At 58.5% G+C, this 24740-nt stretch carries 25 protein-coding genes and 1 riboswitch; of the genes, 12 read left to right on the forward strand and 13 right to left on the reverse strand.

Translation table 11 applies throughout. From position 1 onward, the window contains the following. Positions 1–85 precede the first annotated feature (85 nt). Complete coding sequence (gene rhlE, locus H2Z33_RS00875; RefSeq protein ID WP_017693771.1) at positions 86–1468, reverse strand: ATP-dependent RNA helicase RhlE; 1383 nt, start codon at positions 1466–1468, stop codon at positions 86–88. Positions 1469–1672: 204 nt separating this feature from the next. On the opposite strand from rhlE, the gene cecR reads away from it, so the two are divergent. From cecR to H2Z33_RS00900, 5 genes are read left to right on the forward strand one after another with little or no spacing between them, the layout of a single operon-like run. Further along, positions 1673–2350, forward strand: a complete 678-nt coding sequence (cecR, locus tag H2Z33_RS00880) for a transcriptional regulator CecR (RefSeq protein ID WP_003858489.1) — start codon at positions 1673–1675, stop codon at positions 2348–2350. Continuing rightward, positions 2347–3342: a secretion protein HlyD gene (gene hlyD, locus H2Z33_RS00885; protein WP_017384929.1), complete on the forward strand. Its 996-nt coding sequence runs from the start codon at positions 2347–2349 to the stop codon at positions 3340–3342. Before cecR ends, hlyD begins: the two co-directional genes overlap by 4 nt. Next, complete coding sequence (locus H2Z33_RS00890) at positions 3335–5074, forward strand: ATP-binding cassette domain-containing protein (RefSeq protein WP_059295616.1); 1740 nt, start codon at positions 3335–3337, stop codon at positions 5072–5074. Before hlyD ends, H2Z33_RS00890 begins: the two co-directional genes overlap by 8 nt. Continuing rightward, the gene (locus H2Z33_RS00895) at positions 5064–6197 is read left to right on the forward strand and encodes an ABC transporter permease (RefSeq protein ID WP_047740623.1); all 1134 of its coding nucleotides are present in this window, start codon (positions 5064–5066) and stop codon (positions 6195–6197) included. Before H2Z33_RS00890 ends, H2Z33_RS00895 begins: the two co-directional genes overlap by 11 nt. Before the next feature lie 57 nt (positions 6198–6254). Continuing rightward, a complete protein-coding gene (locus H2Z33_RS00900) occupies positions 6255–7361 on the forward strand; it encodes an ABC transporter permease (RefSeq protein WP_017384932.1) in 1107 nt (368 codons plus the stop codon). On the opposite strand, the gene H2Z33_RS00905 is transcribed toward H2Z33_RS00900, so the two are convergent. Next, positions 7323–7733, reverse strand: coding sequence for a YbhQ family protein (locus tag H2Z33_RS00905; RefSeq protein WP_003858499.1), 411 nt, complete (start codon positions 7731–7733; stop codon positions 7323–7325). The two genes, H2Z33_RS00900 and H2Z33_RS00905, sit on opposite strands and share 39 nt — an antisense overlap. A 133-nt stretch (positions 7734–7866) precedes the next feature. On the opposite strand from H2Z33_RS00905, the gene H2Z33_RS00910 reads away from it, so the two are divergent. The 3 genes from H2Z33_RS00910 to H2Z33_RS00920 are packed head-to-tail and all read left to right on the forward strand — an operon-like array spanning position 7867 to position 10825. Continuing rightward, positions 7867–8628 carry an endonuclease/exonuclease/phosphatase family protein gene (locus H2Z33_RS00910; RefSeq protein ID WP_017384933.1) on the forward strand — a complete coding sequence of 254 codons (762 nt, stop codon included), beginning with the start codon at positions 7867–7869 and terminating at the stop codon, positions 8626–8628. Further along, positions 8625–9863 carry a cardiolipin synthase ClsB gene (gene clsB / locus H2Z33_RS00915; RefSeq protein ID WP_032670294.1) on the forward strand — a complete coding sequence of 413 codons (1239 nt, stop codon included), beginning with the start codon at positions 8625–8627 and terminating at the stop codon, positions 9861–9863. Before H2Z33_RS00910 ends, clsB begins: the two co-directional genes overlap by 4 nt. Further along, the gene (locus tag H2Z33_RS00920) at positions 9863–10825 is read left to right on the forward strand and encodes a lysylphosphatidylglycerol synthase transmembrane domain-containing protein (protein ID WP_015571080.1); all 963 of its coding nucleotides are present in this window, start codon (positions 9863–9865) and stop codon (positions 10823–10825) included. Before clsB ends, H2Z33_RS00920 begins: the two co-directional genes overlap by 1 nt. 126 nt (positions 10826–10951) lie before the next feature. On the opposite strand, the gene H2Z33_RS00925 is transcribed toward H2Z33_RS00920, so the two are convergent. From H2Z33_RS00925 to moaA, 6 genes are all read right to left on the reverse strand, one after another. Continuing rightward, positions 10952–11659, reverse strand: a complete 708-nt coding sequence (locus H2Z33_RS00925; RefSeq protein ID WP_015571081.1) for a Bax inhibitor-1 family protein — start codon at positions 11657–11659, stop codon at positions 10952–10954. Between the two features lie 58 nt (positions 11660–11717). Further along, positions 11718–12170: a molybdopterin synthase catalytic subunit MoaE gene (gene moaE, locus H2Z33_RS00930; RefSeq protein ID WP_015571082.1), complete on the reverse strand. Its 453-nt coding sequence runs from the start codon at positions 12168–12170 to the stop codon at positions 11718–11720. Between the two features lies 1 nt (position 12171). Further along, entirely contained in the window at positions 12172–12417 is a 246-nt protein-coding gene (gene moaD / locus H2Z33_RS00935; protein ID WP_003858510.1) for a molybdopterin synthase sulfur carrier subunit, read from the reverse strand. Continuing rightward, entirely contained in the window at positions 12410–12895 is a 486-nt protein-coding gene (gene moaC, locus H2Z33_RS00940) for a cyclic pyranopterin monophosphate synthase MoaC (protein WP_017384934.1), read from the reverse strand. The genes moaD and moaC overlap by 8 nt, the downstream gene beginning before the upstream one ends. Positions 12896–12898: 3 nt before the next feature. Beyond that, positions 12899–13411, reverse strand: coding sequence for a molybdenum cofactor biosynthesis protein B (gene moaB / locus H2Z33_RS00945; protein ID WP_063134802.1), 513 nt, complete (start codon positions 13409–13411; stop codon positions 12899–12901). 24 nt (positions 13412–13435) lie between these two features. Further along, complete coding sequence (gene moaA, locus H2Z33_RS00950; RefSeq protein ID WP_047364671.1) at positions 13436–14425, reverse strand: GTP 3',8-cyclase MoaA; 990 nt, start codon at positions 14423–14425, stop codon at positions 13436–13438. After that, a riboswitch (molybdenum cofactor riboswitch) is annotated at positions 14413–14546 on the reverse strand. Its footprint overlaps the gene before it by 13 nt. A 226-nt stretch (positions 14547–14772) precedes the next feature. On the opposite strand from moaA, the gene yvcK reads away from it, so the two are divergent. After that, positions 14773–15681 carry a uridine diphosphate-N-acetylglucosamine-binding protein YvcK gene (gene yvcK, locus H2Z33_RS00955; protein ID WP_017384936.1) on the forward strand — a complete coding sequence of 303 codons (909 nt, stop codon included), beginning with the start codon at positions 14773–14775 and terminating at the stop codon, positions 15679–15681. Between the two features lie 78 nt (positions 15682–15759). On the opposite strand, the gene uvrB is transcribed toward yvcK, so the two are convergent. Beyond that, positions 15760–17775 carry an excinuclease ABC subunit UvrB gene (gene uvrB, locus H2Z33_RS00960; protein WP_015571085.1) on the reverse strand — a complete coding sequence of 672 codons (2016 nt, stop codon included), beginning with the start codon at positions 17773–17775 and terminating at the stop codon, positions 15760–15762. A gap of 748 nt (positions 17776–18523) precedes the next feature. Between uvrB and H2Z33_RS00965 the strand changes: the two genes are divergently transcribed. Then, positions 18524–19246 (forward strand): ABC transporter ATP-binding protein, encoded by a 723-nt coding sequence (locus H2Z33_RS00965; protein WP_015571086.1) that lies wholly within the window; start codon positions 18524–18526, stop codon positions 19244–19246. Here H2Z33_RS00965 and bioD read toward each other — a convergent pair. From bioD to bioB, 4 genes are read right to left on the reverse strand one after another with little or no spacing between them, the layout of a single operon-like run. Beyond that, a complete protein-coding gene (bioD, locus tag H2Z33_RS00970; protein WP_023303329.1) occupies positions 19209–19910 on the reverse strand; it encodes a dethiobiotin synthase in 702 nt (233 codons plus the stop codon). The genes H2Z33_RS00965 and bioD overlap by 38 nt on opposite strands. Beyond that, positions 19903–20658, reverse strand: coding sequence for a malonyl-ACP O-methyltransferase BioC (gene bioC, locus H2Z33_RS00975; RefSeq protein WP_017694114.1), 756 nt, complete (start codon positions 20656–20658; stop codon positions 19903–19905). Before bioC ends, bioD begins: the two co-directional genes overlap by 8 nt. Then, positions 20642–21799 (reverse strand): 8-amino-7-oxononanoate synthase, encoded by a 1158-nt coding sequence (gene bioF, locus H2Z33_RS00980; protein WP_045906629.1) that lies wholly within the window; start codon positions 21797–21799, stop codon positions 20642–20644. Before bioF ends, bioC begins: the two co-directional genes overlap by 17 nt. Next, positions 21796–22836 carry a biotin synthase BioB gene (bioB, locus tag H2Z33_RS00985; RefSeq protein ID WP_023303328.1) on the reverse strand — a complete coding sequence of 347 codons (1041 nt, stop codon included), beginning with the start codon at positions 22834–22836 and terminating at the stop codon, positions 21796–21798. The genes bioF and bioB overlap by 4 nt, the downstream gene beginning before the upstream one ends. Before the next feature lie 86 nt (positions 22837–22922). Between bioB and bioA the strand changes: the two genes are divergently transcribed. Together bioA and H2Z33_RS00995 are read left to right on the forward strand one after the other, a co-directional pair. Then, positions 22923–24212: an adenosylmethionine--8-amino-7-oxononanoate transaminase gene (bioA, locus tag H2Z33_RS00990; protein WP_017694117.1), complete on the forward strand. Its 1290-nt coding sequence runs from the start codon at positions 22923–22925 to the stop codon at positions 24210–24212. Positions 24213–24259: 47 nt separating this feature from the next. Next, positions 24260–24736, forward strand: coding sequence for a kinase inhibitor (locus H2Z33_RS00995; RefSeq protein ID WP_003858531.1), 477 nt, complete (start codon positions 24260–24262; stop codon positions 24734–24736). Positions 24737–24740: the final 4 nt, after the last annotated feature.

A 24740-nucleotide genomic window follows, 5' to 3' on the forward strand; every position in this document is an offset into this window, starting at 1 on the left:
AATACTGTATAAACAGCCACTATTGTGGCACTTTCTCTCCGCTGCCGCAAAAAGAAAAGCCCGGCTTTACGACCGGGCTTCCAGATTACTGCGGGTTAGCAGGTTTACGCGGGCGGCGTCGGCGCTGCCCCTCGCCTGCCGGTTTCCCTTCGCCGCTACGCCACGGGTTTTCACCGGCTGGTTTGCTGTCGTTATTACGACGCGGCGGTTTGCCCGAAGATTTCGGCGCGCCACCTTCGGCACGACGCGGCTGCTGACCGCGACCGCCGCCGCCCTGACCGCGACCGCCGCCCTGACGACCGTTCTGAATTGGCTCAGCTTTGATCGACGGGTCCACTTCATATCCCGGGGTTTCAATGCGTGGGATCTCTTTCTTCAGCAGGCGTTCGATGTCGCGCAGCAGCTTGTGTTCATCCACGCAGACCAGAGAGAGCGCTTCCCCGGTTGCCGCCGCACGGCCGGTACGGCCGATACGGTGCACGTAGTCTTCCGGCACGTTTGGCAGCTCGTAGTTCACCACGTGCGGCAGCTCTTCAATGTCCAGGCCACGGGCGGCGATGTCGGTTGCCACCAGCACACGTATGTCGCCGGATTTAAAATCAGCCAGCGCGCGGGTACGCGCACCTTGACTCTTGTTGCCGTGGATCGCCGCGCTGCGAATACCGTCTTTATTGAGCTGTTCCGCCAGGTGGTTAGCGCCGTGCTTGGTGCGGGTAAAGACCAGTACCTGCTGCCAGTTGCCCTGGCCGATCATCTGGGAGAGCAGTTCCCGCTTGCGCTTCTTATCCACAAAGTGCACGTGCTGCGTCACCTGCTCGGAGGCGGTATTGCGGCGCGCGACTTCCACTTCCAGCGGGTTATGCAGCAGCTTTTCCGCCAGTGCCTTGATCTCGTCGGAGAAGGTTGCCGAGAAGAGCAGGTTCTGACGACGCGTCGGCAGCTTCGCCAGCACGCGGCGAATATCGTGGATGAAGCCCATATCCAGCATACGGTCGGCTTCGTCCAGCACCAGAATTTCGATGTTATCGAGCTTCACCGCGTTCTGGTGTTCCAGATCCAGCAGACGCCCCGGCGTTGCCACCAGCACGTCCACGCCGCCGCGCAGCTTCATCATCTGCGGGTTAATGCTTACCCCGCCGAAAACCACCAGCGAACGAATGTTGAGGTAGCGGCTGTATTCACGCACGTTCTCGCCAATCTGGGCCGCCAGTTCGCGGGTTGGGGTGAGGATCAGCGCACGCACCGGACGACGGCCTTTGGCGTGCGGCTGGTTTTTTACCAACAGCTCCAGCAGCGGCAGGGTAAAGCCCGCGGTCTTACCGGTACCGGTCTGCGCGCTTGCCATCAGGTCACGGCCCTGCAAAACGGCCGGAATGGCCTGCTGCTGGATAGGGGTTGGCTCAACGTAGCCCTGCTCTGCGATGGCGCGCAGAATTTCCGGGTTCAGACCAAGGGAATCAAAAGACATAAAAACTCCGAACCGCCCCGACCATCACAGGTGTAGTTTTCAGGGAGATATAACGAATAGAAGGACAAAAACCACAATGTCGCGAAGGAGCGGAGTGTAGCAGCTTTTGTGACGTGGCGCATAAAATATCCCCGGCCATGACTCGACGTTTGCGCAAATCAGGCATAATCTTAATCAATCGATTGATTAATTTTTAATGCTGCTATGAATACAACCCCAACGACAACCAAAGGCGAACAGGCGAAAAGTCAGCTTATCGCCGCCGCGCTGGCGCAGTTTGGCGAGTATGGTCTGCATGCCACCACGCGGGATATCGCCGCTCAGGCCGGGCAGAATATTGCGGCCATCACCTACTATTTTGGCTCAAAAGAGGATTTATACCTCGCCTGCGCCCAGTGGATCGCGGATTTTATCGGCACCAGCTTTCGCCCGCACGTGGAAGAAGCCACCGCGCTGTTCAGCCAGCCAGAGCCTGACCGGGCTGCCATCCGCCAGCTGATCCTTAACGCCTGTCACAACATGATCCGCTTGCTGACGCACGACGATACGCTGAACCTGAGCAAATTTATCTCCCGCGAGCAGCTCTCCCCCACTGCCGCGTACCAGCTGGTGCACGATCAGGTGATCGCCCCGATGCACAGCCATCTGACCCGGCTGATCGCCGCCTATACCGGACGGGACGCCAGCGATACCGACACCATTTTGCATACCCACGCCCTGCTGGGCGAAGTGCTCGCCTTCCGTCTGGGGCGTGAGACCATCCTGTTACGTACGGGCTGGACACAATTCGATGAGGATAAAGCCGCGCAAATTAGCCAGGTCATTACCTGTCACGTTGATCTGATCCTGCAAGGCTTAACGCAAAGGAGCCAGAAGTCATGAAAAAACCTGTCGCCATCATTCTGGTGGTTGTTGTGTTACTTGCTGCGGGAATCGGTGGCTGGCTGTGGTATCAGAGCCAGCAGGATCGTGGCCTGACGCTGTACGGCAACGTGGATATCCGCACCGTGAACATGAGCTTCCGCGTCGGCGGACGGCTGGCCTCGCTGAACGTTGACGAAGGCGATGCCATCAAAGCCGGGCAGACGCTGGGAATGCTGGACAAAGCCCCGTTTGAGAACGCGCTGATGCAGGCAAAAGCAGGCGTCTCCGTCGCACAGGCGCAATACGACCTGATGCTGGCGGGCTACCGTGACGAAGAGATCTCCCAGGCGGCCGCTGCCGTTAAGCAGGCAAAAGCCGCCTATGACTATGCGCAGAATTTCTATAACCGTCAGCAAGGCTTATGGAAAAGCCGTACTATTTCCGCCAACGACCTGGAAAACGCGCGCTCATCCCGCGACCAGGCACAGGCGACGCTGAAATCTGCCCAGGATAAGCTAAGCCAGTACCGCACCGGTAACCGTGCGCAGGACATTGCCCAGGCGAAGGCCAGCCTTGAGCAGGCGCAGGCGCAGTTAGCCCAGGCGGAGCTGGATCTGCACGACACCACGTTAATCGCCCCGTCTGACGGCACGCTGATGACCCGCGCCGTGGAGCCGGGCAGCATGCTCAGCGCGGGCAGCACCGTGTTAACGCTCTCCTTAACCCGTCCGGTGTGGGTGCGCGCTTACATTGATGAGCCAAATCTTGGTCAGATGCAGCCGGGCCGCGAACTGCTGCTCTATACCGACGGTCGCCCGGACAAGCCGTATCACGGCAAAGTGGGCTTCGTCTCCCCTACCGCCGAGTTCACGCCAAAAACCGTTGAAACCCCGGACCTGCGTACCGACCTGGTGTACCGCTTGCGCATCATCGTCACCGATGCGGACGACGCGCTGCGTCAGGGAATGCCTGTTACCGTGACCTTAAACGACGGGGAACGACATGAATGATGCGGTTATCCAGCTCAACAATCTGGTCAAACGCTTCCCGGGAATGGCCAAACCGGCGGTCGCGCCGCTGAATTGTACGATTCAGAAAGGCTATGTGACCGGGCTGGTGGGGCCGGACGGCGCGGGTAAAACCACGCTGATGCGGATGCTGGCGGGATTGCTGAAGCCGGATGAAGGCAGTGCCAGCGTGCTTGGCCTCGATCCGATCAAAGACGACGCGGCGCTCCACGGCATGCTCGGCTATATGCCGCAGAAGTTTGGTCTGTACGAAGATCTGACGGTAATGGAAAACCTCAACCTGTATGCCGATCTGCGCAGCGTTACCGGCGAAACCCGGCAGAAAACCTTCCAGCGTCTGCTGGCGTTTACCTCCCTCGGCCCGTTCACCGACCGGCTGGCGGGCAAACTTTCCGGCGGGATGAAGCAGAAGCTGGGGCTGGCCTGCACGCTGGTGGGCGAACCGAAGGTGCTATTGCTGGATGAACCCGGCGTGGGCGTGGACCCGATTTCCCGCCGCGAGCTGTGGCAGATGGTGCACGAGCTGGCGGGTGACGGCATGCTGATCCTCTGGAGTACCTCTTACCTTGATGAAGCAGAGCAGTGCCGCGACGTGCTGCTGATGAATGAAGGCGAACTGCTCTATCAGGGCGAACCCACCGAGCTGACGCAAACCATGGCCGGGCGCAGTTTTCTGCTGCACAGCGCGCAGGAGTCCAACCGCAAGCTGCTGCAACGGGTACTGAAGCTGCCGCAGGTGAGCGACGGGATGATTCAGGGCCGTTCGGTGCGCGTGATCCTCAAAAAAGAGACTACCGCCGACGATATCCGCCGTGCGCAGGGTATGCCTGAGATCGACATGACAGAGACCGCGCCGCGCTTTGAAGATGCGTTTATCGATCTGCTGGGCGGGGCGGGAACCTCAGAATCACCGCTTGGCGCCATCCTGCACACGGTGGAAGGCACGGCGGGCGAAACGGTCATTGAAGCAAAATCGCTCACCAAAAAATTCGGCGATTTCGCCGCCACCGATAACGTCAATTTTGCCGTGAAGCGCGGCGAGATATTTGGCCTGCTCGGGCCGAACGGCGCGGGGAAATCCACCACCTTTAAAATGATGTGCGGCCTGCTGGTACCAACCTCCGGCAAAGCGCTGGTGCTGAACATGGATCTCAAAGTCAGCTCCGGCAAGGCGCGCCAGCACCTGGGCTATATGGCGCAGAAGTTTTCGCTCTACGGCAACCTGACGGTGGAGCAAAATCTGCGATTTTTCTCCGGCGTCTACGGCCTGCGGGGACGGGCACAGAATGAGAAGATCGGCCGCATGTGCGACGCCTTCGGCCTGACCGATATCGCCTCACACGCTACCGAAGCGCTGCCGCTTGGCTTCAAACAGCGGCTGGCGCTGGCCTGCTCACTGATGCACGAGCCGGATATCCTGTTTCTTGATGAACCGACTTCAGGCGTGGACCCCCTCACCCGCCGAGAATTCTGGTTGCATATCAATAGCATGGTGGAAAAAGGCGTGACCGTGATGGTCACCACCCACTTTATGGACGAGGCAGAGTATTGCGACCGCATCGGGCTGGTCTATCGCGGCAAGCTGATTGCCCACGGCACCCCGGATGACCTGAAAGCGCAGGCCGCCGACGACGCGCAGCCAGATCCGACCATGGAGCAGGCGTTTATCACCCTCATCCACGACTGGGATAAGGAGAATACTCATGCGCAGTAACGCCCTTTCCTGGCGCCGGGTGCGCGCCCTGTGCGTCAAAGAGACGCGGCAGATTGTGCGTGACCCCAGCAGCTGGCTGATTGCGGTGGTGATCCCCCTGCTGCTGCTGTTTATTTTCGGCTACGGGATTAACCTCGACTCCAGCAAGCTGCGGGTCGGGATTTTGCTGGAGCAGCAGAGCGAAGAGGCGCTGGACTTCACCCACGCCATGACCGGCTCGCCCTACATCGATGCCACCATCAGCGACAACCGGCAGGAACTGATCCAGAAAATGCAGGCCGGAAAAATTCGCGGTCTGATCGTCATTCCGGTCGATTTTGCCGCCAATATGGCACGCCCGGGCGCCGATGCGCCAATTCAGGTGATCACCGACGGCAGCGAGCCGAACACCGCCAACTTCGTGCAGGGCTATGCGGAGGGGATCTGGCAGCTCTGGCAGATGCAGCGCGCCGAAGACCGGGGGGAAAAGTTTGAACCGCTGATTGACGTGCAGACGCGCTACTGGTTTAACCCCGCCGCCATCAGCCAGCATTTTATTATTCCGGGGGCGGTCACCATCATCATGACGGTGATTGGCGCGATCCTCACCTCGCTGGTGATCGCCCGCGAATGGGAGCGCGGCACCATGGAGGCGCTGCTCTCGACCGAAGTGACGCGCGTCGAGCTGCTGCTGTGTAAGCTCATCCCCTACTACTTCCTCGGCATGCTGGCGATGCTGCTGTGTATGCTGGTCTCGGTATTTATTCTTGGCGTGCCGTACCGCGGCTCGCTGGTGCTGCTGTTCTTTATTACCAGCCTGTTTTTGCTCAGCACGCTGGGGATGGGACTGTTAATTTCCACCATCACCCGCAACCAGTTTAACGCCGCGCAGGTGGCGCTTAATGCCGCCTTCCTGCCGTCGATTATGCTCTCCGGCTTTATCTTCCAGATAGACAGTATGCCGGCGGTGATCCGCGCCGTGACGTACATCATTCCGGCGCGCTACTTTGTGAGCACCCTGCAAAGCCTGTTCCTGGCGGGAAATATTCCGGTGGTGCTGATTATCAACACCCTGTTTTTGCTGGCGTCGGCGGTGATGTTTATCGGGCTGACGTGGATGAAAACGAAAAGAAGATTAGATTAGCCATCGGATTTTGTAGGTCGGGTAAGCGCAAGCGCCACCCGACAGGAGGACGACGCGATGTTTCACCGTTTATGGACATTGATCCGCAAAGAGCTGCAATCCTTGCTGCGCGAGCCGCAGACCCGCGCCATTCTGGTGCTGCCGGTGCTGCTTCAGGTTGTACTGTTTCCGTTTGCCGCCACACTAGAGGTCACCAACGCCACCATCGCCATTTACAACGAAGACAACGGCAAGCATTCCGTCGAGTTGACGCAGCGTTTCGCCCGCGCCAAAGCCTTTACCCATGTCCTGCTTCTGGAAAGCCCGCAGGCGATCCAGCCCACCATCGACACGCAAAAAGCATTATTGCTGGTACGCTTCCCGGCGGACTTCTCCCGCAACCTGGACACATTCCAGACCGCGCCGATGCAGCTGATCCTCGACGGACGTAACTCCAACAGCGCCCAGATTGCGGCGAACTATTTGCAACAGGTGGTGAAGGATTACCAGCAGGAGCTGATGGCAGGCAAACCCAAACCCAACAACAGCGAGCTGGTGGTGCGCAACTGGTACAACCCGAACCTGGACTACAAATGGTTTGTGGTGCCGTCGCTGATCGCCATGATCACCACCATTGGCGTGATGATTGTCACCTCGCTGTCCGTGGCGCGCGAACGTGAGCAAGGTACGCTGGATCAGCTGCTGGTCTCACCGCTCGCCACCTGGCAGATATTTGTCGGCAAGGCGGTGCCGGCACTGATTGTCGCGACGTTCCAGGCCACCATCGTGCTGGGGGTGGGAATATGGGCGTACCAGATCCCGTTTGCCGGATCGCTGGCGCTGTTTTACTTCACGATGGTGATTTACGGCCTGTCGCTGGTGGGGTTTGGGCTGCTGATTTCCGCGCTCTGCTCAACGCAGCAGCAGGCGTTTATCGGGGTGTTTGTCTTTATGATGCCGGCGATCTTGCTTTCAGGGTACGTTTCTCCAGTGGAGAACATGCCGGTGTGGTTACAGGATTTGACGTGGATAAACCCAATTCGTCACTTCACGGATATCACCAAGCAAATCTATCTGAAGGATGCGAGTCTGGATATTGTGTGGGGAAGTTTGTGGCCGCTACTGGTCATCGCGGCCACAACGGGCTCAGTGGCCTATGCGATGTTTAGACGAAACATCGCGTAGCTTTTTCTCTTTGGTGAGCAACGACACCACCGCAGGCCCTGCGAGGATAGCCAGACCCGCCAGGGCCAGCAGCAGGTTGTTTTGCAGCACGCGTGACAACAGCCACAGGACGATCATTGCCGCACCAAAATACCAGGTGGTGGTGAGCTCTTCGAGCACATCACCCACTTCACGCCAGCGCGCGTCGTGGTGACGCTGTAAAAACAGCATCGACAGCACGGTCACGCCGTAAACCACGCATAACCCTAAGCCGACACGCACCAGCGTGCCGCTCATCCAGCCCATCACCAGTACGGCCACGACCAGTAAATGCAACATTATCTGCCAGCAACTCAAACCGGTTGCGACACGAACGCGTTGTTGCCACTTCATGGCTTCTCTCCTGAAGGATTTTTCTCTGCTAATTCAGACTACCGCACTTTACGGAAAATTCCGTAACGCCGCATCTTTTTGTGACGCCTACTACACTTTATTTTCATCGGGATAGTCACCCAGGAAGGTGTTTATGAGCAAAAAAACGCAGCATTTCTCGCTTAAGGTGCTGACGATAAACATTCATAAGGGCTTCACAGCATTTAACCGCCGCTTCATTTTACCGGAGCTGCGCGACGCGGTACGCACCGTCAGCGCCGATATTGTCTGCCTCCAGGAGGTCATGGGCGCGCACGAAGTGCACCCGATGCATTTCGAAAACTGGCCCGACACGCCCCATTACGAATTTCTGGCGGATACCATGTGGAGCGATTACGCCTACGGGCGCAATGCGGTCTACCCGGAGGGGCATCACGGTAACGCGGTGCTGTCGCGTTTTCCTATCGAGCATTATGAGAACCGCGACGTCTCCGTTGGCGAGAGCGAAAAACGCGGGCTGTTATACTGTCGTATCACCCCCCCGGCGCTCGATTTTCCCATTCATGTGGGCTGTGTTCATCTTGGCCTGCGTGAAGCCCACCGTCAGGCCCAGCTACAGATGCTGGCAGACTGGACCAATGCGCTGCCGGAGGGCGAGCCCGTAGTGGTGGCCGGTGATTTCAACGACTGGCGACAGCGGGCCAACCATCCGCTGAAGGTGAAGGCGGGGCTGGAGGAGATCTTTACCCGCTCACGCGGTCGTCCCGCGCGGACGTTTCCGGTGCGCTTCCCCCTGCTGCGCCTTGACCGCATTTACGTAAAAAATGCCCACGCCAGCAGCCCGACGGCGCTGGCTTTACTCAACTGGCGACATCTCTCCGACCATGCCCCACTCAGCGCGGAGATCCACTTATGAAATGCACATGGCAGGAAGGTAACCGTATTACGCTGCTGGAAAATGGCGATAACTTTTATCCGGCGGTTTTTGAGGCGATTAGCCACGCACAGCAGAAAGTCTTTCTCGAAACGTTTATCTGGTTTGAAGACGATGTGGGCAGGCAGTTGCACAGCGCACTGCTGCATGCCGCCCGTCGCGGTGTAAAAATCGAGGTTCTGCTCGACGGATATGGTTCGCCGGATCTCAGCGACGAATTTGTTAACGAGCTCACCGCCGCAGGGGTGGTGTTCCGCTATTACGATCCCGGCCCGCGTCTGTTCGGCATGCGCACCAACCTGTTCCGCCGAATGCACCGCAAAATTGTGGTGGTGGATGAAACGGTGGCCTTCGTTGGCGGCATTAACTACTCCGCCGAGCATATGTCGGATTACGGTCCCGAAGCTAAACAGGACTACGCGATCCGTATCGAAGGACCGGTGGTTCAGGACATCCAGCTGTTTGTGCTGGAAAACTTACCCGGCAAAGAGGCCGCTCGCCGCTGGTGGCGACGCCGTCATCGCCCGGAAGAGAACCGCAAGCCCGGCGAGGCGCAGGCGCTGTTCGTCTGGCGGGATAACGAGGAGCACCGGGACGATATCGAGCGTCATTACCTGAAGATGCTGGCGAACGCGAAGCGCGAGGTGATTATTGCCAACGCCTATTTCTTCCCTGGTTACCGGATTTTGCACGCCATGCGCAACGCGGCCCGACGCGGCGTGAGCGTGAAGCTTATCGTGCAGGGTGAGCCCGATATGCCGATTGTGAAGGTCGGCGCGCGTCTGCTCTATCGCTATCTGGTCAAAAGCGGCGTGCAGATCTATGAATATCGCCGCCGCCCGCTGCACGGCAAAGTCGCCGTGATGGATGACCACTGGGCGACCGTTGGCTCCAGCAACCTCGATCCGCTGAGCTTATCGCTCAATCTGGAAGCGAACCTGATCATCCACGATCGCCAGTTTAATCAGACCCTGCACGATAACCTTCAGGGTCTTATCAATAAAGACTGCGTGCGTGTGGATGAGTCCATGGTGCCGAAACGGAGCTGGTGGAACGTGGGCATCGGCGTGGTGGTGTTCCACTTCCTGCGCCACTTCCCGGCCATGGTGGGCTGGCTGCCCGCGCATACGCCGAAACTGGCGCTGGTGGATCCGCCTGTGCAACCCGAAATGGAAACCCAGGACCGCGTAGAGGCGGAAGATGGAGGGAAAACCTGATGTCGAAATCTCATCCTCGCTGGCGGCTGGCGAAAAAAATCCTGACCTGGCTGTTCTTCATTGCCGTCGCGGTCCTGCTGGTGGTGTATGCCCAAAAGGTGGACTGGGAAGAGGTGTGGAAAGTTATTCGCAACTACAACCGGACAGTCCTGCTGGGGGCCGTTGGGCTGGTGATTGTGAGCTACCTGATGTACGGCTGCTATGACCTGCTGGGACGTGCCTACTGCGGACATAAGCTTGCCAAACGGCAGGTTATGCTGGTGTCATTCATCTGCTATGCCTTTAACCTGACGCTGAGCACCTGGGTGGGCGGGATTGGTATGCGCTATCGCCTGTACTCCCGCCTTGGCTTACCGGGCGGCACCATCACGCGTATTTTCTCCTTAAGCATCACCACCAACTGGCTGGGGTATATCCTGCTGGGCGGGGTGATTTTCACCATCGGCGTGGTGCAGCTGCCTGCGCACTGGTACATCGATGAGGCTACCCTGCGCATCCTGGGCATCGTACTGCTGCTGATCATCGCCGCCTACCTGTGGGCCTGCGCCTTTGCCAAACGTCGTCACATGACCATTAAAGGCCAGAAGCTGGTGCTGCCGTCATGGAAGTTTGCCGTCCTGCAAATGGTGGTTTCCAGCGCTAACTGGATGGCGATGGGGGCCATTATCTGGCTGTTGATTGGCGAAGATGTGAACTACTTCTTCGTGCTGGGCGTGCTGCTGGTAAGCAGTATTGCCGGGGTGATTGTGCATATTCCGGCGGGTATTGGCGTACTGGAGGCGGTGTTTATCGCGCTGCTTGCGGGGGAGCATGTGTCTCACGGGACGATTATCGCCGCCCTGCTCGCGTACCGCATGATCTACTACTTCCTGCCGCTGGCGCTGGCAACGGTCTGTTATCTGGTGCTGGAGAGTCGGGCGAAGAAGCTGCGCGCGAAGAACGAGAGGATGTTGGCGAAGTGAGTTGTGTCGGGTAGCGCTGCGGTCTGATGCCCTCACCCCGGCCCTCTCCCACGGGGAGAGGGAGAAAAGCCCGCACCGTGCAATCCCCTCTCCCTGAGGGAGAGGGTTAGGGTGAGGGGGAAATAACTAGCGACGGTTGCCGAAGATACGCAGCAGCATCAGGAACAGGTTGATGAAGTCCAGATAAAGCGTCAGCGCGCCCAGAATCGAGTATTTGCGCAGGTTTGAACTGTCGCGAACATCAATTTGTTCACCGATGTTTTTCAGCTTCTGGGTATCGTAAGCGGTTAAGCCCACGAAGATCACCACCCCGATATAGGTCACCGCCCACATCAGCGCGTCACTCTTCAGCCACAGGTTCACCAGCGACGCCAGCACAATCCCAATCAGCCCCATAAACAGCATGTTGCCGAAGCCGCTCAGGTCACGTTTGGTGGTGTAACCGTACAGGCTCATCACACCGAACATCCCGCCGGTCACCACAAACGTGCTGGCGATGGAAGAGTAGGTGTAAACGATGAAAATACTGGAAAGCGTCAGCCCGGTCAGCGCCGAATAGAGCATAAACAGCGTGGTCGCCATACCCGCGCTGAGCTTGTGCACCAGCCCGGAGAGCACGAACACCAGCGCCAGTTGCGCAATAATCAGCCCAAAGAAGGTGATTTTGCTTGAGAAGATAAACATCATCAGTTCAGGCGTATTTGCCGCATACCACGCGATAAACGCGGTAAGCAGCAGGCCAACCGTCATCCAGCCATACACCTGAGCCATGTAGGTTTGCAGCCCGCTACGGGTCTGCTGAACTATCGAATCGGAACGCGGAAATCGGTCCATGATTCACTCCTGATTAAGTAAACACACACGTTAAGAGTAACACATCCGCGTAAACCAACTACCAACGGCTGGCGGCATGTTTATCGCTGTCGCGTGATTCCACCCAGCGCTCACCTTCCGGCGTCGCTTCACGCTTCCAGAACGGCGCTTTGGTTTTAAGGTAATCCATGATGAACTCCCCCGCCGCAAAAGCACTCCCGCGATGGGCGCTGGTGACGCCGACAAACACAATCTCTTCGCCGGGCCACATTTCGCCGATGCGATGGATAACCGTAACGCGCCCTAGTGGCCAGCGGCCTCGCGCCTCTTCCACAATGGCCGCCAGCGATTTTTCGGTCATTCCCGGATAGTGCTCCAGCGTCAGCGCTTTTACGCTGTCGCCGAGATTATGATTACGCACTTTCCCGGTAAACGTCACGACCGCGCCGTCTTCGTCGCGCCCGGCCAGCCAGTCATATTCCGTGCCCACGTTAAAACGCTCATGGCCGACCAGAATTCGGGTTTCCGTCATCTTAACCCCCTGTGACCGGCGGGAAGAAGGCCACTTCGTCCCCATCGGCCAGCGGGTGGGTCAACTCCACCAGCGTCTGGTTCACGGCGGCCAGCAGTTTGCCTTCGTCCAGCGCCAGCGCCCAGCGGTCGCCTTGCGCCGCCAGATGCGCACGCAGGGCGGCGACATTTTCGAAAGAGCCGTCCAGCGTCAGGCTGTCGGTATTGACCAGCTCACGGACCTGGGCAAAAAAGAGCACCTTAATCATGGCTTTCCACCTTAAAATCACCGGATTTGCCGCCGCTTTTTGCCAGCAGACGCACCGGGCCAATCACCATATCTTTCTGTACCGCTTTACACATGTCGTAGATGGTCAGCGCCGCCACGGAGGCCGCCGTCAACGCCTCCATCTCCACGCCGGTTTTCCCGGTTAAGCGGCACAGGGACTCGATACGCACACGGTTATGCGCCGGCTGCGCCTGCAAATTTACCTCCACTTTGCTGAGCATCAGCGGATGGCAGAGCGGGATGAGGTCCCAGGTACGTTTAGCGGCCTGAATACCGGCGATGCGGGCGGTGGCAAACACGTCACCCTTGTGATGGCTGCCGTCGATAATCATCGCCAGCGTCTCCGGCAGCATGGTGACGAACGCTTCAGCACGCGCCTCGCGCACCGTTTCGGCTTTGGCGGAGACATCCACCATATGCGCTTCGCCAGCGGCGTTTATGTGGGTCAGTTGTGACATAGCTTATTTCTTTAAATGGGGATAAAAATTACACGGACGGGTACGGGCATCCAGCTGCGGGGCAATAATGTTTTCCCACGCGGTGCGGCAGGCTTTGGTCGACCCCGGCATGGCGAAGATCAGCGTCTTATTCGCCACCCCCGCGACGGCACGGGACTGAAGCGTAGAGGTGCCAATCTCTTCAAAGGAGAGCATGCGGAACACTTCGCCGAAGCCTTCCACTTCGCGATCGAACAGCGGGAGCAGCGCTTCCGGTGCCTGGTCGCCTGCGGTAAAGCCGGTGCCGCCAGTGATCAGCACAACCTGGACGTCATCACCCGCAATCCACTGTGAGACCTGAGCGCGAATGGCGTAACGGTTTTCTTTGACGATCGCTTTATCAACAATCTGGTGTCCGGCTTCGTGTGCCGCCTCGCGCAGCCAGTGGCCAGAGGTATCATCCTCTTCACCACGACGTTCGGAAACGGTAAGAATAGCAATGCGTGTCGGGATAAATTCCGCGCTTACCTGACTCATCTTCTGGTTCCTTCTAAAGCCTGATTACCCGCCGATATAGGACAGGTTCTGAGTAATGCCGGTGTTGCCCTGATGCAGGAAATGGGTCTGCTTTTTGTGCATCAGCGCCTCGGAAATACGTGCTTCAAGCGCGTCCTGCTGGGCGTCATCTTCCAGCAAATCGCGCAGATCGACGCCGCCATCCCCGAACAGGCAAAGATGGAGCTTGCCGACGGAGGAGACGCGCAGGCGGTTGCAGCTGGCACAGAAGTCTTTTTCATAGGGCATGATCAGGCCGATTTCGCCTTCATAATCCGGATGACAAAAGACCTGCGCCGGGCCATCGCTGCGCTGGCGGATCTGGTGGATCCAGCCGCGTTTCAGCAGTTCGTCGCGCAGAACCATGCCGGAGATATGATGGCGACGGAACAGCTCACTGCCCTCCCCGGTCTCCATCAGCTCAATAAAACGCAGTTGAATGCGGCGCGGTTTGATCCACGCCAGGAAAGTGTCCAGCTGATGGTGGTTCACATCACGCATCAACACGGTATTGACTTTGACCTTGTCGAAACCGGCGGTGAACGCGGCATCGATGCCGCCCATCACCTGCTGGAACTTATCCTGGCCGGTAATGGCGTGGAACTGACGGGCGTCCAGGCTATCGACGCTGACGTTGATCGCCGTCAGCCCCGCATCGCGCCAGTTCGCCACGTCACGCGCCATGCGGTAACCGTTGGTGGTCACCGCGATCTGGCGGATACGTTCGTTTTCACGCACGGCGGCAATGATGTCAGGGAAATCACGGCGCAGGGAGGGCTCTCCCCCGGTAAGACGCACTTTTTCCGTGCCAAGTTCAGAGAACGCGCGCGTGACGCGGCGTACTTCATCCACGGAGAGAAAGCCATTATTGGTGACGCTGCCCGGCTTGTAGCCATCGGGCAGGCAGTAGGTGCAACGGAAGTTACACACGTCGGTAATCGACAAACGTAAGTAGAAAAACTTACGCGCGAAAGCATCAGTAAGTTGTGAAGCCATGTACACCTTTCCAGATCGGGAGGCACAGTCATTTCTTTCTGTACCCTGGTGGCAAATCCGCCACGGCCAGGGCGCCATATCTCTCGACACAGGCGCCAGGGCTAGAGTGTATGTTTTCAGTTTTGAAAACGGGGTTATGGCGATAGTAGCGTGGAAATCGCCACTTCGCCATTGTCGCTTTTCGCTATATAAATTTATATATAACGGTGTTATCGTGCATTTTCACTACAGAATACGCAAAAACAGCGCTTTCGCATTGATATACGTCATTATGGTTTGTGAGAGGCATCGTCTTTTAGGAGTAGTTGCGTTACTGTGACGCAAGCTTAACAGGATAAGGAATAGGTATGCGCAATCGCACTTTTGCGGATCTGGACCGCGTGGTCGCTCTTGGCGGAGGTCACGGTCTGGGACGAGTGATGTCGTCGTTATCGTCACTGGGCTCGCGCCTGACGGGCATCGTGACAACAACGGACAACGGCGGCTCAACCGGGCGGATCCGACGTGCTGAAGGCGGGATTGCCTGGGGTGACATGCGCAATTGCCTCAACCAGCTTATCACGGAGCCAAGCGTGGCCTCGGCGATGTTTGAGTACCGTTTTGGCGGAAATGGTGAACTTTCAGGCCATAACCTTGGAAATCTGATGTTAAAGGCGCTGGATCACCTGAGCGTGCGCCCTCTGGAAGCGATCAATTTAATTCGTAACCTGTTAAAGGTGGATGCATTCCTGATCCCGATGTCTGAACAGCCGGTGGATTTAATGGCGATCGATGCCGACGATCACGAAGTGTATGGTGAAGTGAATATCGACCAGCTTCTTCTTCCGCCAAAAGAGCTGATGACCTACCCCAGCGTACCCGCAACGCGTGAAGCGGTAGAAGCGATTGCCGAGGCCGATCTGATCCTGATTGGGCCGGGAAGTTTTTATACCAGCCTGATGCCGATCCTGCTGGTGAAAGAGCTGGCGCAGGCGCTGCGCAGAACACCTGCGCCCATGGTCTATATCGGTAATTTAGGCCGCGAACTCAGCCCGGCGGCGGCAAGCCTGTCGCTGGCGGATAAGCTGGACCTGATGGAACAGTACGTTGGTAAGAAAATTATCGATGGTGTCGTGGTCGGGCCGAAAGTGGATGTATCGGGGATTGGCGATCGCGTGGTGGTGCAGGAGCCGCTGGAAGCCAGCGATATTAAATATCGCCACGACCGCCATCTGCTGCGCGAGGCGCTGGAGAAGGCGATTCAGGCATTAGGTTAGGTTCGTTTTGTGCGGCCTGATGCCCTCACCCCGGCCCTCTCCCACAGGGAGAGGGAGAAAACGCCACCGGGCAAAAAACTACGATGCCGCAATAAACAGATCCCGCAGCTGATGCAGCTGATCGCGGATTTGCGCGGCCTCTTCGAACTCCAGGTTCTGCGCGTGCTGCATCATCTGCCCCTCCAGCTCGTGGATCTTCTGCTGCAACGCTTTCGGCGTCAGCGCGACGGTATCCTCTTCCACCACTGAACGGGCCTTGCCGCGGCCTTTCGCTTTGGTCTTCGCAATGTTCTGACCCAGCGCCAGGATATCCACCACCTTCTTGTTCAGCCCCTGCGGCGTGATGCCGTGCTCTTCGTTGTAGCGCTGCTGCTTCTCGCGACGACGTTCCGTTTCGCCAATCGCTTTGGCCATCGACGGGGTGATTTTATCCCCGTACAGGATCGCCTTCCCGTTGACGTTACGCGCGGCGCGGCCAATGGTCTGGATCAGCGAGCGCTCGGAACGCAGGAAGCCCTCTTTGTCCGCGTCCAGAATCGCCACCAGCGACACCTCCGGCATATCCAGCCCTTCTCGCAGAAGGTTAATCCCTACCAGCACGTCGAACTCGCCCAGACGCAGATCGCGGATGATCTCCATACGCTCCACGGTATCGATATCCGAGTGCAGATACCGCACCTTCTCGCCGTGTTCTTCCAGATACTCCGTCAAATCTTCCGCCATACGTTTGGTGAGCGTGGTAACCAGCACGCGCTCGTTGATGGCGGAGCGGGCACGTATTTCCGAGAGCAGATCGTCCACCTGCGTCGCCACCGGACGCACCTCGATAATCGGATCCAGCAGCCCGGTCGGACGCACCACCTGGTCCACCACGTCATCACCGGATTTTTCCAGCTCGTAGTTGCCCGGCGTGGCCGATACGTAGATGGTCTGCGGAGCAAGCGCCTCAAATTCTTCAAACTTCATCGGACGGTTGTCCAGCGCTGACGGCAGTCGGAACCCGTACTCCACCAGCGTCTCTTTACGCGCGCGGTCACCGCGGTACATCCCGCCGATCTGGGGGATCGTAACGTGGGATTCGTCGATCACCAGCAGGCCGTCCGCCGGAAGGTAGTCAAACAGCGTCGGCGGCGCTTCGCCCGGCCCGCGCCCGGAGAGGTAGCGCGAGTAGTTTTCGATGCCGGAGCAGTAGCCCAGCTCGTTCATCATCTCCAGATCGAACTGGGTACGCTGGCTCAGGCGCTGCTCTTCCAGCAGCTTATTGTTCGCCAGCAGCACCTTGCGGCGATCCGCCAGCTCGGTTTTGATCTCTTCCATCGCCTGCACAATACGCTCGCGCGGCGTTACATAGTGCGTTTTCGGGTAGATGGTGAAGCGCTGGATCACCGACTCGACGTGACCGGTCAACGGATCGAACAGCGACAGGCGTTCAACCTCTTCGTCGAACAGCTCCACGCGCAGCGCCATATCGTCCGACTCCGCCGGGAAGATATCAATCACCTCGCCGCGCACGCGGAAGGTCCCGCGCTGGAACGCCTGATCGTTACGGGTGTACTGCAACTCCGCCAGACGGCGCAAAATCGCACGCTGATCGATGATCATCCCCTGCGTCAGGTGCAGCATCATCTTGAGATAGAGATCCGGATCGCCCAGGCCGTAGATCGCCGACACCGAGGCCACCACCACCACATCACGACGCTCCAGCAGCGCCTTGGTCGCCGACAAACGCATCTGCTCGATATGTTCGTTCACCGAGGCATCTTTCTCGATAAACGTGTCGGAGCTGGGAACGTAGGCTTCCGGCTGGTAGTAGTCGTAGTAGGAGACGAAATACTCCACCGCGTTTTCCGGGAAGAACTCTTTCATCTCACCATACAGCTGCGCCGCCAGCGTTTTGTTCGGCGCGAGAACCATCGTCGGACGCTGGAGATCGGCAATGACGTTGGCAATGGTGAAGGTTTTGCCCGAACCGGTAACCCCCAGCAGGGTCTGGTGCGCCAGCCCGTCCTCCAGCCCCTCTTCCAGGCGACGAATAGCCTCGGGCTGATCCCCGGAAGGACGGAAAGCAGAATTCAGTTTAAACGGTTTACTCATGGGCGACGACCTGATGACAGAATAAGCGGCAGGTGAGTAATTTTACTCGTTGTGGCCAGGATTGCCAGTAAAAAACACTGGATGAAAAACCAGTAGCGTGTCAGGATATTTAGCGTAGCGCAGAGAGGATTAGTGCGTTCGCGAGCCAAATTTCGACTGTGACAAAATAAAACACCAGCCTCAGGGGGTTATCCCCAGAACTATTACTTTTTTAACATTTGTCAAGGGCGGTTATGAAAGTTTTATGGCAACAGGTCTCGCTGGCGTTGAGGGAATTGCTTTTATCTAATTCGTTAAAAAATAAAGACTAATTTATTAAGCCGCGTTTCGCATCAATTTGGTTGTAACCCGCGTATTCTCTCGCTTATCGCGGGTTTTCTAACTCTAATGCACAAGGTTATCCACAGGAATAGTGGATAACTGCCTCCAGCCCGTACAGCATGCACTCCAGCAAATTCCCGGTTTTTCCCACGAAGCGGCAGTAAAAAATTTTTATCACTCTTTTTTGCCTGGAAAACGTTCATTTTTTCATAAGCGACTGGCGAGATCTTAATCACAATTCTGTCATTTCTCCTGCACCACAATTCGACATACGCAGCACCAGGAGTGTGCAATTCGTATAAACGTTCAGCTTTTGATAGTGAGTTATTCCTAAAAATGGCCTTTTTTTAATCATTATGAAGTTCCTGGCAGGCGTTTTGCAGACATCACTCTGTGCATCACCCCACACATTTTTAAGGAGAGAAAGATGTTGAGTCTGCGTGCTGTAAATCAGTTTTACGGAAGCCAACATACGCTATGGAACGTGAATATCGATTTCCCGCAAGGCATCTGTACGGGCATTGTTGGCCTGCCTGGCATGGGCAAATCCACGCTTATGAACTGCATTACCGGAAAGGTGCCCGTCGAGAGCGGCACCATCATCTGGCATGAGGCTGGCGCGCCGCCGCATAACTTGCTCAACCCTGCGTCAGCATTCCCGGCGCCGCCGACGATAGGCTACGTCCCGCAGGATCGGCGAATATTTTCCCAGCTGACCGTCGATGAAAATCTGCATATCGCTATGCGGGCGACGGGGAAACCCGACCCGGCATCGAAAAGTGACGTGTATGCCCTGTTTCCGGAGCTCTATCCGCTGCGACAGAGCCGTGCCTCTGCGCTGTCCCCTGACGACCAGTATCAGCTGGCCCTCGCCAGTGCGCTGGTTAATCGTCCGCGCGTGTTGATTCTGGATGAGCCCATGCATGGCGCAGGGCACGGTTTCGCGCGCAGGCTGGGGCAGTTGCTGGTGCGGTTGAATCGGGAGCTGGGAATGACGGTGCTGTTAGCGGAGCAACAGCTGTCGTTTATCCGCCGGGTAGCGGATCGTTTCTGCATGCTCTATCGCGGGCGTAACGTGGCACAGGGCCACGTTAACGAGCTGGATGACGACCTTATTGCGCACTGGATGGCGCGGGACATAAGGCGCTGAGATCGAGATAGCGTCCGGTTTCCGCCTGCTCTGCGCCGTCGGCAAGCCACGGGATCTCGCCGAGAAACGGCGCGGGCAGCACCCGCTTCAGCGTCGCCAGATACTCAGCATGACGTTTACCCGGCGCTACCACGTCATTGGCAATCCACCCTGCCAGACGCAACCCGGCCTGCTGCACGGCCTGGGCGGTCAGCATGGCGTGATTGATACAGCCAAGCTTCACGCCAACCACCAGAATGACCGGAAGCTGCTCGGCCTGCACCCAGTCAGCAAATGTCTGCTCGTCGGACAGCGGGGTAAACCAGCCGCCAGCCCCCTCCACCAGCACCCAGTCGGCCTGCGTTTCCAGGACGCGTAACCCGGAAGAGAGCACCGAAAAATCAATCGGACGATCTTCATCGACGCTGACGATGTGCGGCGAGGTGGGTTCAGCAAAGGTATAGGGGTTCACCGCAGAATAGGCCAGCGTAAGGCTGCTGTTACGCTGTAGCGCCAGCGCATCGGTATTACGTAAGCCTTCCGGCGTCATCTCGCTGCCGGAGGCTACGGGCTTATACCCGGCCGTAGTTTTCCCCAGCAGACGCGCCGCCTGCAACAGCGCGGCGCTAGCAACCGTTTTACCGACTTCAGTGTCCGTGCCGGTAACAAAATAACGTTCAGTCACGTTCAATAATCCCATGAAAAAGATGATAAGAGAGCGGGAACCGGCCCCGCTCCTGCGGCCAGGCCAGCTCGAGACGCTGGAGTTGGCCGCGGGTAAGGGGTTTCTTCTCCCGTCCGGCGTGCAGGTGCGTCGCGCCTATGCCCTTAAGCGATCGCATGGCGCTTAACGCATCGCTAAATTCGAGGGTGACGGTCTGGACCACGCTGCGATAGCGCCAGCCTGCCAGCGCCTGAGTGACCTGTACGTGCGAGAGAAACCGGTTGGCGTGCGGCTGCGCATCCACTGCCCTCCACGCCTGATTCAGCTCTGGCAACGAACTTTCCAGCAGGGTGGTAAAGGCCACCGCTCCGCCGGGCCGCGCCACGCGGTATAGCTCGCGTAGGGCCTGCGGCAGGCTGGCGCACCACTGCACCGCCAGATGGCTCCAGACGAGGTCAAACAGCGCATCCTCCAGCGGGATGGCCTCGATATCGGCCACCAGATAACGGTCTGCTGACTGCTGCTGGCGGGCCTCATCCAGCATCTGCGCGGATAAATCCAGCGCCGTGACGTGGCTACCCGTTGCGCGCCAGTAGCGGCTATTGCCGCCAGGCCCGCAGCCAGCGTCGAGCACCTGCGCAAAACGCCCCTCACCGAGCGCGGCCAGCAGCCCGCGGGCGCTCAGGCGTTGCAGCTCATCGTGCTGTGAATAGCTTTGCGCTGCCCGGCCAAACGCGGCGGCAACGGCCTGTTTATTGACAGGAGACATACAGTGCCTCCAGAAGCGTATCGATATCCTGCGGCTCGTGCGCTGCCGTGAGCGTCAGACGCAAGCGCGCGGTGCCTGGCGGCACGGTGGGTGGGCGGATCGCCGTGACCCACTGCCCGCGTTCTCGTAGCGCCTGTGCCAGCATCAGCGCCCGAGGGTTTTCACCCACAATCACGGGCTGAATGGCGCTGTGCGAGTCGGTAAGCCGGTAAGGCAGTGCGCTTACCCCCCGGCGAAAACGCTGAATATGGTCGGCCAGGCGCGCCCGGCGTTCAGCGCCGTCTTCGCCGCGGATCACCGCAAGCGACGCAGAGAGCGCCACGGCCTGCGCCGGGGGCATGCTGGTGCTGTAGATCAGGTGCCGGGCGAACTGCACCAGGTAATCGGCCACCGGCTCGCTGCACAACACCGCGGCGCCGCTGACGCCAAAGCCTTTGCCGAAAGTGACTACCAGCAGTTCCGGCCTGACGCGTTGCTGGTGCGCGCTTCCGCGCCCCTCCTCGCCGGTGACGCCAATGCCGTGGGCATCGTCGACCAGCAGCCAGGCGTTCTGCTGTTTTGCGACGTCATGCAAAGTGGCAAGCGGCGCGCTGTCGCCGTCCATGCTGAATACCCCTTCCGTCACCGCCAGCTGAAGCCCTGAACAGGGTTTACCCAGCAGGACGTTCAGCTGAGAGGCATCGTTATGGGCAAAACGCCGCAGCTGCGCCGGGCTGAGACTGGCCGCTTCAAGCAGGGACGCGTGGCTCAGGCGGTCCGCGGTGATGCGGTCGTCTTTGCCCATCAGGGCGGCAATCACCGCCTGATTCGCGGCAAAACCGGAGATAAACAGCAGCGCCCGCGGGTAGCCCAGCCAGTCGGCCAGCTCTTCCTCCAGCGCCTGATGCGCCGTGGTGTAGCCGCTGACGTGCCCGGAGCCACCGCTGCCCACGCCGTAACGATCCGCGCCCTGCTGCCAGGCGCGAACGATCTGCGGGTGCTGGCTCAGGCCCAGATAATCGTTGCTGGAGAAATTACAGAACCGCTCTCCTTCCCGGGAGAGAAAACGGCCTGCACCGTTTTCCACTACCCTGCGCACCCGAAACGCATCCGCCGCCCGCCGCTCGTCGAGCGCGGTCCTGATACGTGCCTGCCAGGTCATACGGCTGCCGCGTTGTAGAACTGGTCGGTGTCGGCGTTAAAAATCTGCTGCTCCAGCTGCTGCTGTTGCTCGTTATCCCCCGCCTGTACCTCGGTCTGGTGTGGGTTCAGCCCCAGCTTGCGGAACAGCTGGACATCTTTGTCCTCTTCCGGGTTTGGCGTGGTCAGCAGTTTGCAGCCGTAGAAGATGGAGTTGGCCCCGGCCATGAAGCACATCGCCTGGGTCTGCTCGCTCATCTGCTCGCGACCGGCAGAGAGGCGAACGTAAGAGGTCGGCATCATGATGCGCGCCACCGCGATGGTGCGGATGAAATCGAAGGCATCCACGTCCTCGTTATCCGCCAGCGGCGTCCCTTTTACCTTCACCAGCATGTTGATGGGCACGCTTTCCGGCGGGGTCGGCAGGTTTGCCAGCTGTAACAGCAGGCCGGCACGATCTTTTACCGTCTCGCCCAGTCCCACGATCCCGCCGGAACAGACCTTGATCCCCGCATCACGCACTTTATCCAGCGTGTCCAGACGCTCCTGATAGGTGCGCGTGGTGATGATGTTGCCGTAGAATTCCGGCGAGGTATCGAGGTTGTGGTTATAGTAATCCAGCCCCGCCGCCGAGAGACGCTGCGCCTGCTCTTCGTTCAGCGTACCAAGGGTCATGCAGGCTTCAAGCCCCATCTCCTTCACCCCCTTCACCATTTGCTCCAGATAGGGCATGTCGCGGTCATGCGGATTTTTCCACGCCGCGCCCATGCAGAAGCGGGTCGAGCCAGCGTTTTTGGCCTTGCGCGCGGAGTCGAGCACTTGCTCGACTTCCATCAGGCGCTCGGATTCGAGACCGGTTTTATAGCGCGCGCTTTGCGGGCAATATTTGCAGTCTTCCGGGCAAGCCCCGGTTTTGATCGACAGCAGCGTGCTGACCTGAACATGACGCGGATCGAAGTGCTGGCGGTGCACCTGTTGCGCCTCAAACATCAGCTCCAGGAAAGGTTTGTTGAATAATTCAGTGACTTGCGACATCGTCCAGCGTGCGTGGTGAGCCATCGGGCTTCTCCAAAGGGTTTTGTTAATTGTCGGTTCGGTTTATACTTGTAAACCTAAAACTTTTCAAAATGGTTTACAAGTCGATTATGACCCAGGACGATCTCGCCTTCGACAAGCAGCATATCTGGCACCCTTACACCTCCACGACCCGCCCCCTTCCCGTCTATCCGGTAGCCTCGGCCCACGGCTGCGAGCTGCATCTTGCCAGCGGCGAGCGGCTTGTTGACGGGATGTCCTCCTGGTGGGCGGCGATCCATGGCTACAACCACCCGCGACTGAACGCGGCGATGAAAGCGCAGATTGACCAGATGTCACACGTGATGTTTGGCGGGATCACGCATCAGCCCGCGGTGGATTTATGCCGTCGCCTGGTAGCGATGACGCCTGAATCGCTGGAGTGCGTTTTCCTGGCCGACTCCGGCTCGGTGGCCGTGGAAGTGGCGATGAAAATGGCGTTGCAGTACTGGCATGCGAAGGGCGAAACGCGCCAGCGGTTCCTTACCTTCCGCAACGGCTATCACGGCGACACTTTCGGCGCGATGTCGGTATGTGATCCGGACAACTCCATGCACAGCCTGTGGAAAGGCTATCTGCCGGAAAACCTGTTTGCGCCAGCCCCGCAGAGCCGCTTCGACGGCGAATGGAACGAGATGGACATGGTGGGCTTCGCGCGGCTGATGGCGGCCCATCGCCACGAGATTGCCGCCGTTATTCTCGAACCGATTGTGCAGGGCGCGGGCGGAATGCGGATGTACCATCCCGAGTGGCTGAAGCGCATTCGGAAGATGTGCGACCGCGAAGGGATCCTGCTGATTGCCGATGAGATCGCCACCGGCTTTGGCCGCACCGGGAAATTGTTCGCCTGCGAGCATGCGGGGATCGCGCCGGATATTCTGTGCCTGGGGAAAGCGCTCACCGGCGGCACCATGACGCTCTCCGCCACGCTTACCACCCGCCAGGTTGCCGATACCATCAGCGACGGCGACGCGGGCTGCTTTATGCACGGCCCGACGTTTATGGGCAACCCGCTGGCCTGCGCCGTGGCAAGCGAAAGCCTCGCCATTCTGGAAAGCGGCGCATGGCAGACGCAGGTGGCGGCGATTGAGGCGCAGCTGAAGCAGCAGTTAAGCGCGGCGGCGGAGGCGGAATACGTCGCGGACGTCCGCGTACTGGGCGCCATTGGGGTAATCGAGACAACGCATCCGGTGAACATGGCCGCGTTGCAGCGCTTCTTCGTTGACCAGGGCGTGTGGGTGCGACCTTTCGGTAAGCTGATTTACCTCATGCCGCCGTACAGCATTTCTGCGGATCAGCTCCGCAAGCTGACCGGGGCAGTGGTTGAAGCCGTTAACACTTCAGCGCATTTCGCGATTTAACCCCATGCGTTACACTTTCTGAATGAGTGAGTAACGAGGGAAATCGGATGAAAATCATCAGTAAAGATTTGCGCGACGGCGAAAAGCTGCCGGAACGTCACGTGTTTAACGGGATGGGTTATCAGGGGGATAATATCTCTCCCCATCTGGCGTGGGACGATGTGCCAGCGGGAACCAAAAGTTTTGTCGTGACCTGCTACGATCCGGATGCGCCAACCGGGTCGGGCTGGTGGCACTGGATCGTGGCAAACCTGCCCGCCGACACGCGCGTGCTGCCGCAGGGCTCCGGTTCCGATCTGGTCGCTCTGCCTGACGGTGCGATTCAGACGCGCACTGACTTTGGCAAAGCGGGCTACGGCGGCGCGGCGCCGCCAAAAGGGGAAACGCACCGCTATATCTTCACCGTGCACGCGCTGGATGTGGACAAGATTGAGGTCGACGAAGGGGCGAGCGGCGCGATGGTAGGCTTTAACGTGCATTTCCATTCGCTGGGCAGCGCGTCGATTACGGCGATGTATTCGTAATCGT

It is taken from the genome of Enterobacter sp. YSU (genome assembly GCF_016082135.1).
GTDB classification, from domain to species: domain Bacteria; phylum Pseudomonadota; class Gammaproteobacteria; order Enterobacterales; family Enterobacteriaceae; genus Enterobacter; species Enterobacter hormaechei_C.

Bases quoted from the DNA above. Each gene is read 5' to 3' on its own strand.
- cecR (WP_003858489.1), top strand. From the start codon at position 1,673: ATGAATACAACCCCAACGACAACCAAAGGCGAACAGGCGAAAAGTCAG.
- H2Z33_RS00925 (WP_015571081.1), bottom strand. From the start codon at position 11,659: ATGGACCGATTTCCGCGTTCCGATTCGATAGTTCAGCAGACCCGTAGC.
- H2Z33_RS00895 (WP_047740623.1), top strand. From the start codon at position 5,064: ATGCGCAGTAACGCCCTTTCCTGGCGCCGGGTGCGCGCCCTGTGCGTC.
- H2Z33_RS00920 (WP_015571080.1), top strand. From the start codon at position 9,863: ATGTCGAAATCTCATCCTCGCTGGCGGCTGGCGAAAAAAATCCTGACC.
- clsB (WP_032670294.1), top strand. From the start codon at position 8,625: ATGAAATGCACATGGCAGGAAGGTAACCGTATTACGCTGCTGGAAAAT.
- rhlE (WP_017693771.1), bottom strand. From the start codon at position 1,468: ATGTCTTTTGATTCCCTTGGTCTGAACCCGGAAATTCTGCGCGCCATC.
- moaE (WP_015571082.1), bottom strand. From the start codon at position 12,170: ATGACGGAAACCCGAATTCTGGTCGGCCATGAGCGTTTTAACGTGGGC.
- bioF (WP_045906629.1), bottom strand. From the start codon at position 21,799: ATGACCTGGCAGGCACGTATCAGGACCGCGCTCGACGAGCGGCGGGCG.
- yvcK (WP_017384936.1), top strand. From the start codon at position 14,773: ATGCGCAATCGCACTTTTGCGGATCTGGACCGCGTGGTCGCTCTTGGC.
- H2Z33_RS00965 (WP_015571086.1), top strand. From the start codon at position 18,524: ATGTTGAGTCTGCGTGCTGTAAATCAGTTTTACGGAAGCCAACATACG.
- H2Z33_RS00905 (WP_003858499.1), bottom strand. From the start codon at position 7,733: ATGAAGTGGCAACAACGCGTTCGTGTCGCAACCGGTTTGAGTTGCTGG.
- H2Z33_RS00995 (WP_003858531.1), top strand. From the start codon at position 24,260: ATGAAAATCATCAGTAAAGATTTGCGCGACGGCGAAAAGCTGCCGGAA.
- moaA (WP_047364671.1), bottom strand. From the start codon at position 14,425: ATGGCTTCACAACTTACTGATGCTTTCGCGCGTAAGTTTTTCTACTTA.
- moaD (WP_003858510.1), bottom strand. From the start codon at position 12,417: ATGATTAAGGTGCTCTTTTTTGCCCAGGTCCGTGAGCTGGTCAATACC.
- uvrB (WP_015571085.1), bottom strand. From the start codon at position 17,775: ATGAGTAAACCGTTTAAACTGAATTCTGCTTTCCGTCCTTCCGGGGAT.
- bioA (WP_017694117.1), top strand. From the start codon at position 22,923: ATGACCCAGGACGATCTCGCCTTCGACAAGCAGCATATCTGGCACCCT.
- H2Z33_RS00910 (WP_017384933.1), top strand. From the start codon at position 7,867: ATGAGCAAAAAAACGCAGCATTTCTCGCTTAAGGTGCTGACGATAAAC.
- hlyD (WP_017384929.1), top strand. From the start codon at position 2,347: ATGAAAAAACCTGTCGCCATCATTCTGGTGGTTGTTGTGTTACTTGCT.
- moaB (WP_063134802.1), bottom strand. From the start codon at position 13,411: ATGAGTCAGGTAAGCGCGGAATTTATCCCGACACGCATTGCTATTCTT.
- bioB (WP_023303328.1), bottom strand. From the start codon at position 22,836: ATGGCTCACCACGCACGCTGGACGATGTCGCAAGTCACTGAATTATTC.
- H2Z33_RS00890 (WP_059295616.1), top strand. From the start codon at position 3,335: ATGAATGATGCGGTTATCCAGCTCAACAATCTGGTCAAACGCTTCCCG.
- H2Z33_RS00900 (WP_017384932.1), top strand. From the start codon at position 6,255: ATGTTTCACCGTTTATGGACATTGATCCGCAAAGAGCTGCAATCCTTG.
- bioC (WP_017694114.1), bottom strand. From the start codon at position 20,658: ATGTCTCCTGTCAATAAACAGGCCGTTGCCGCCGCGTTTGGCCGGGCA.
- moaC (WP_017384934.1), bottom strand. From the start codon at position 12,895: ATGTCACAACTGACCCACATAAACGCCGCTGGCGAAGCGCATATGGTG.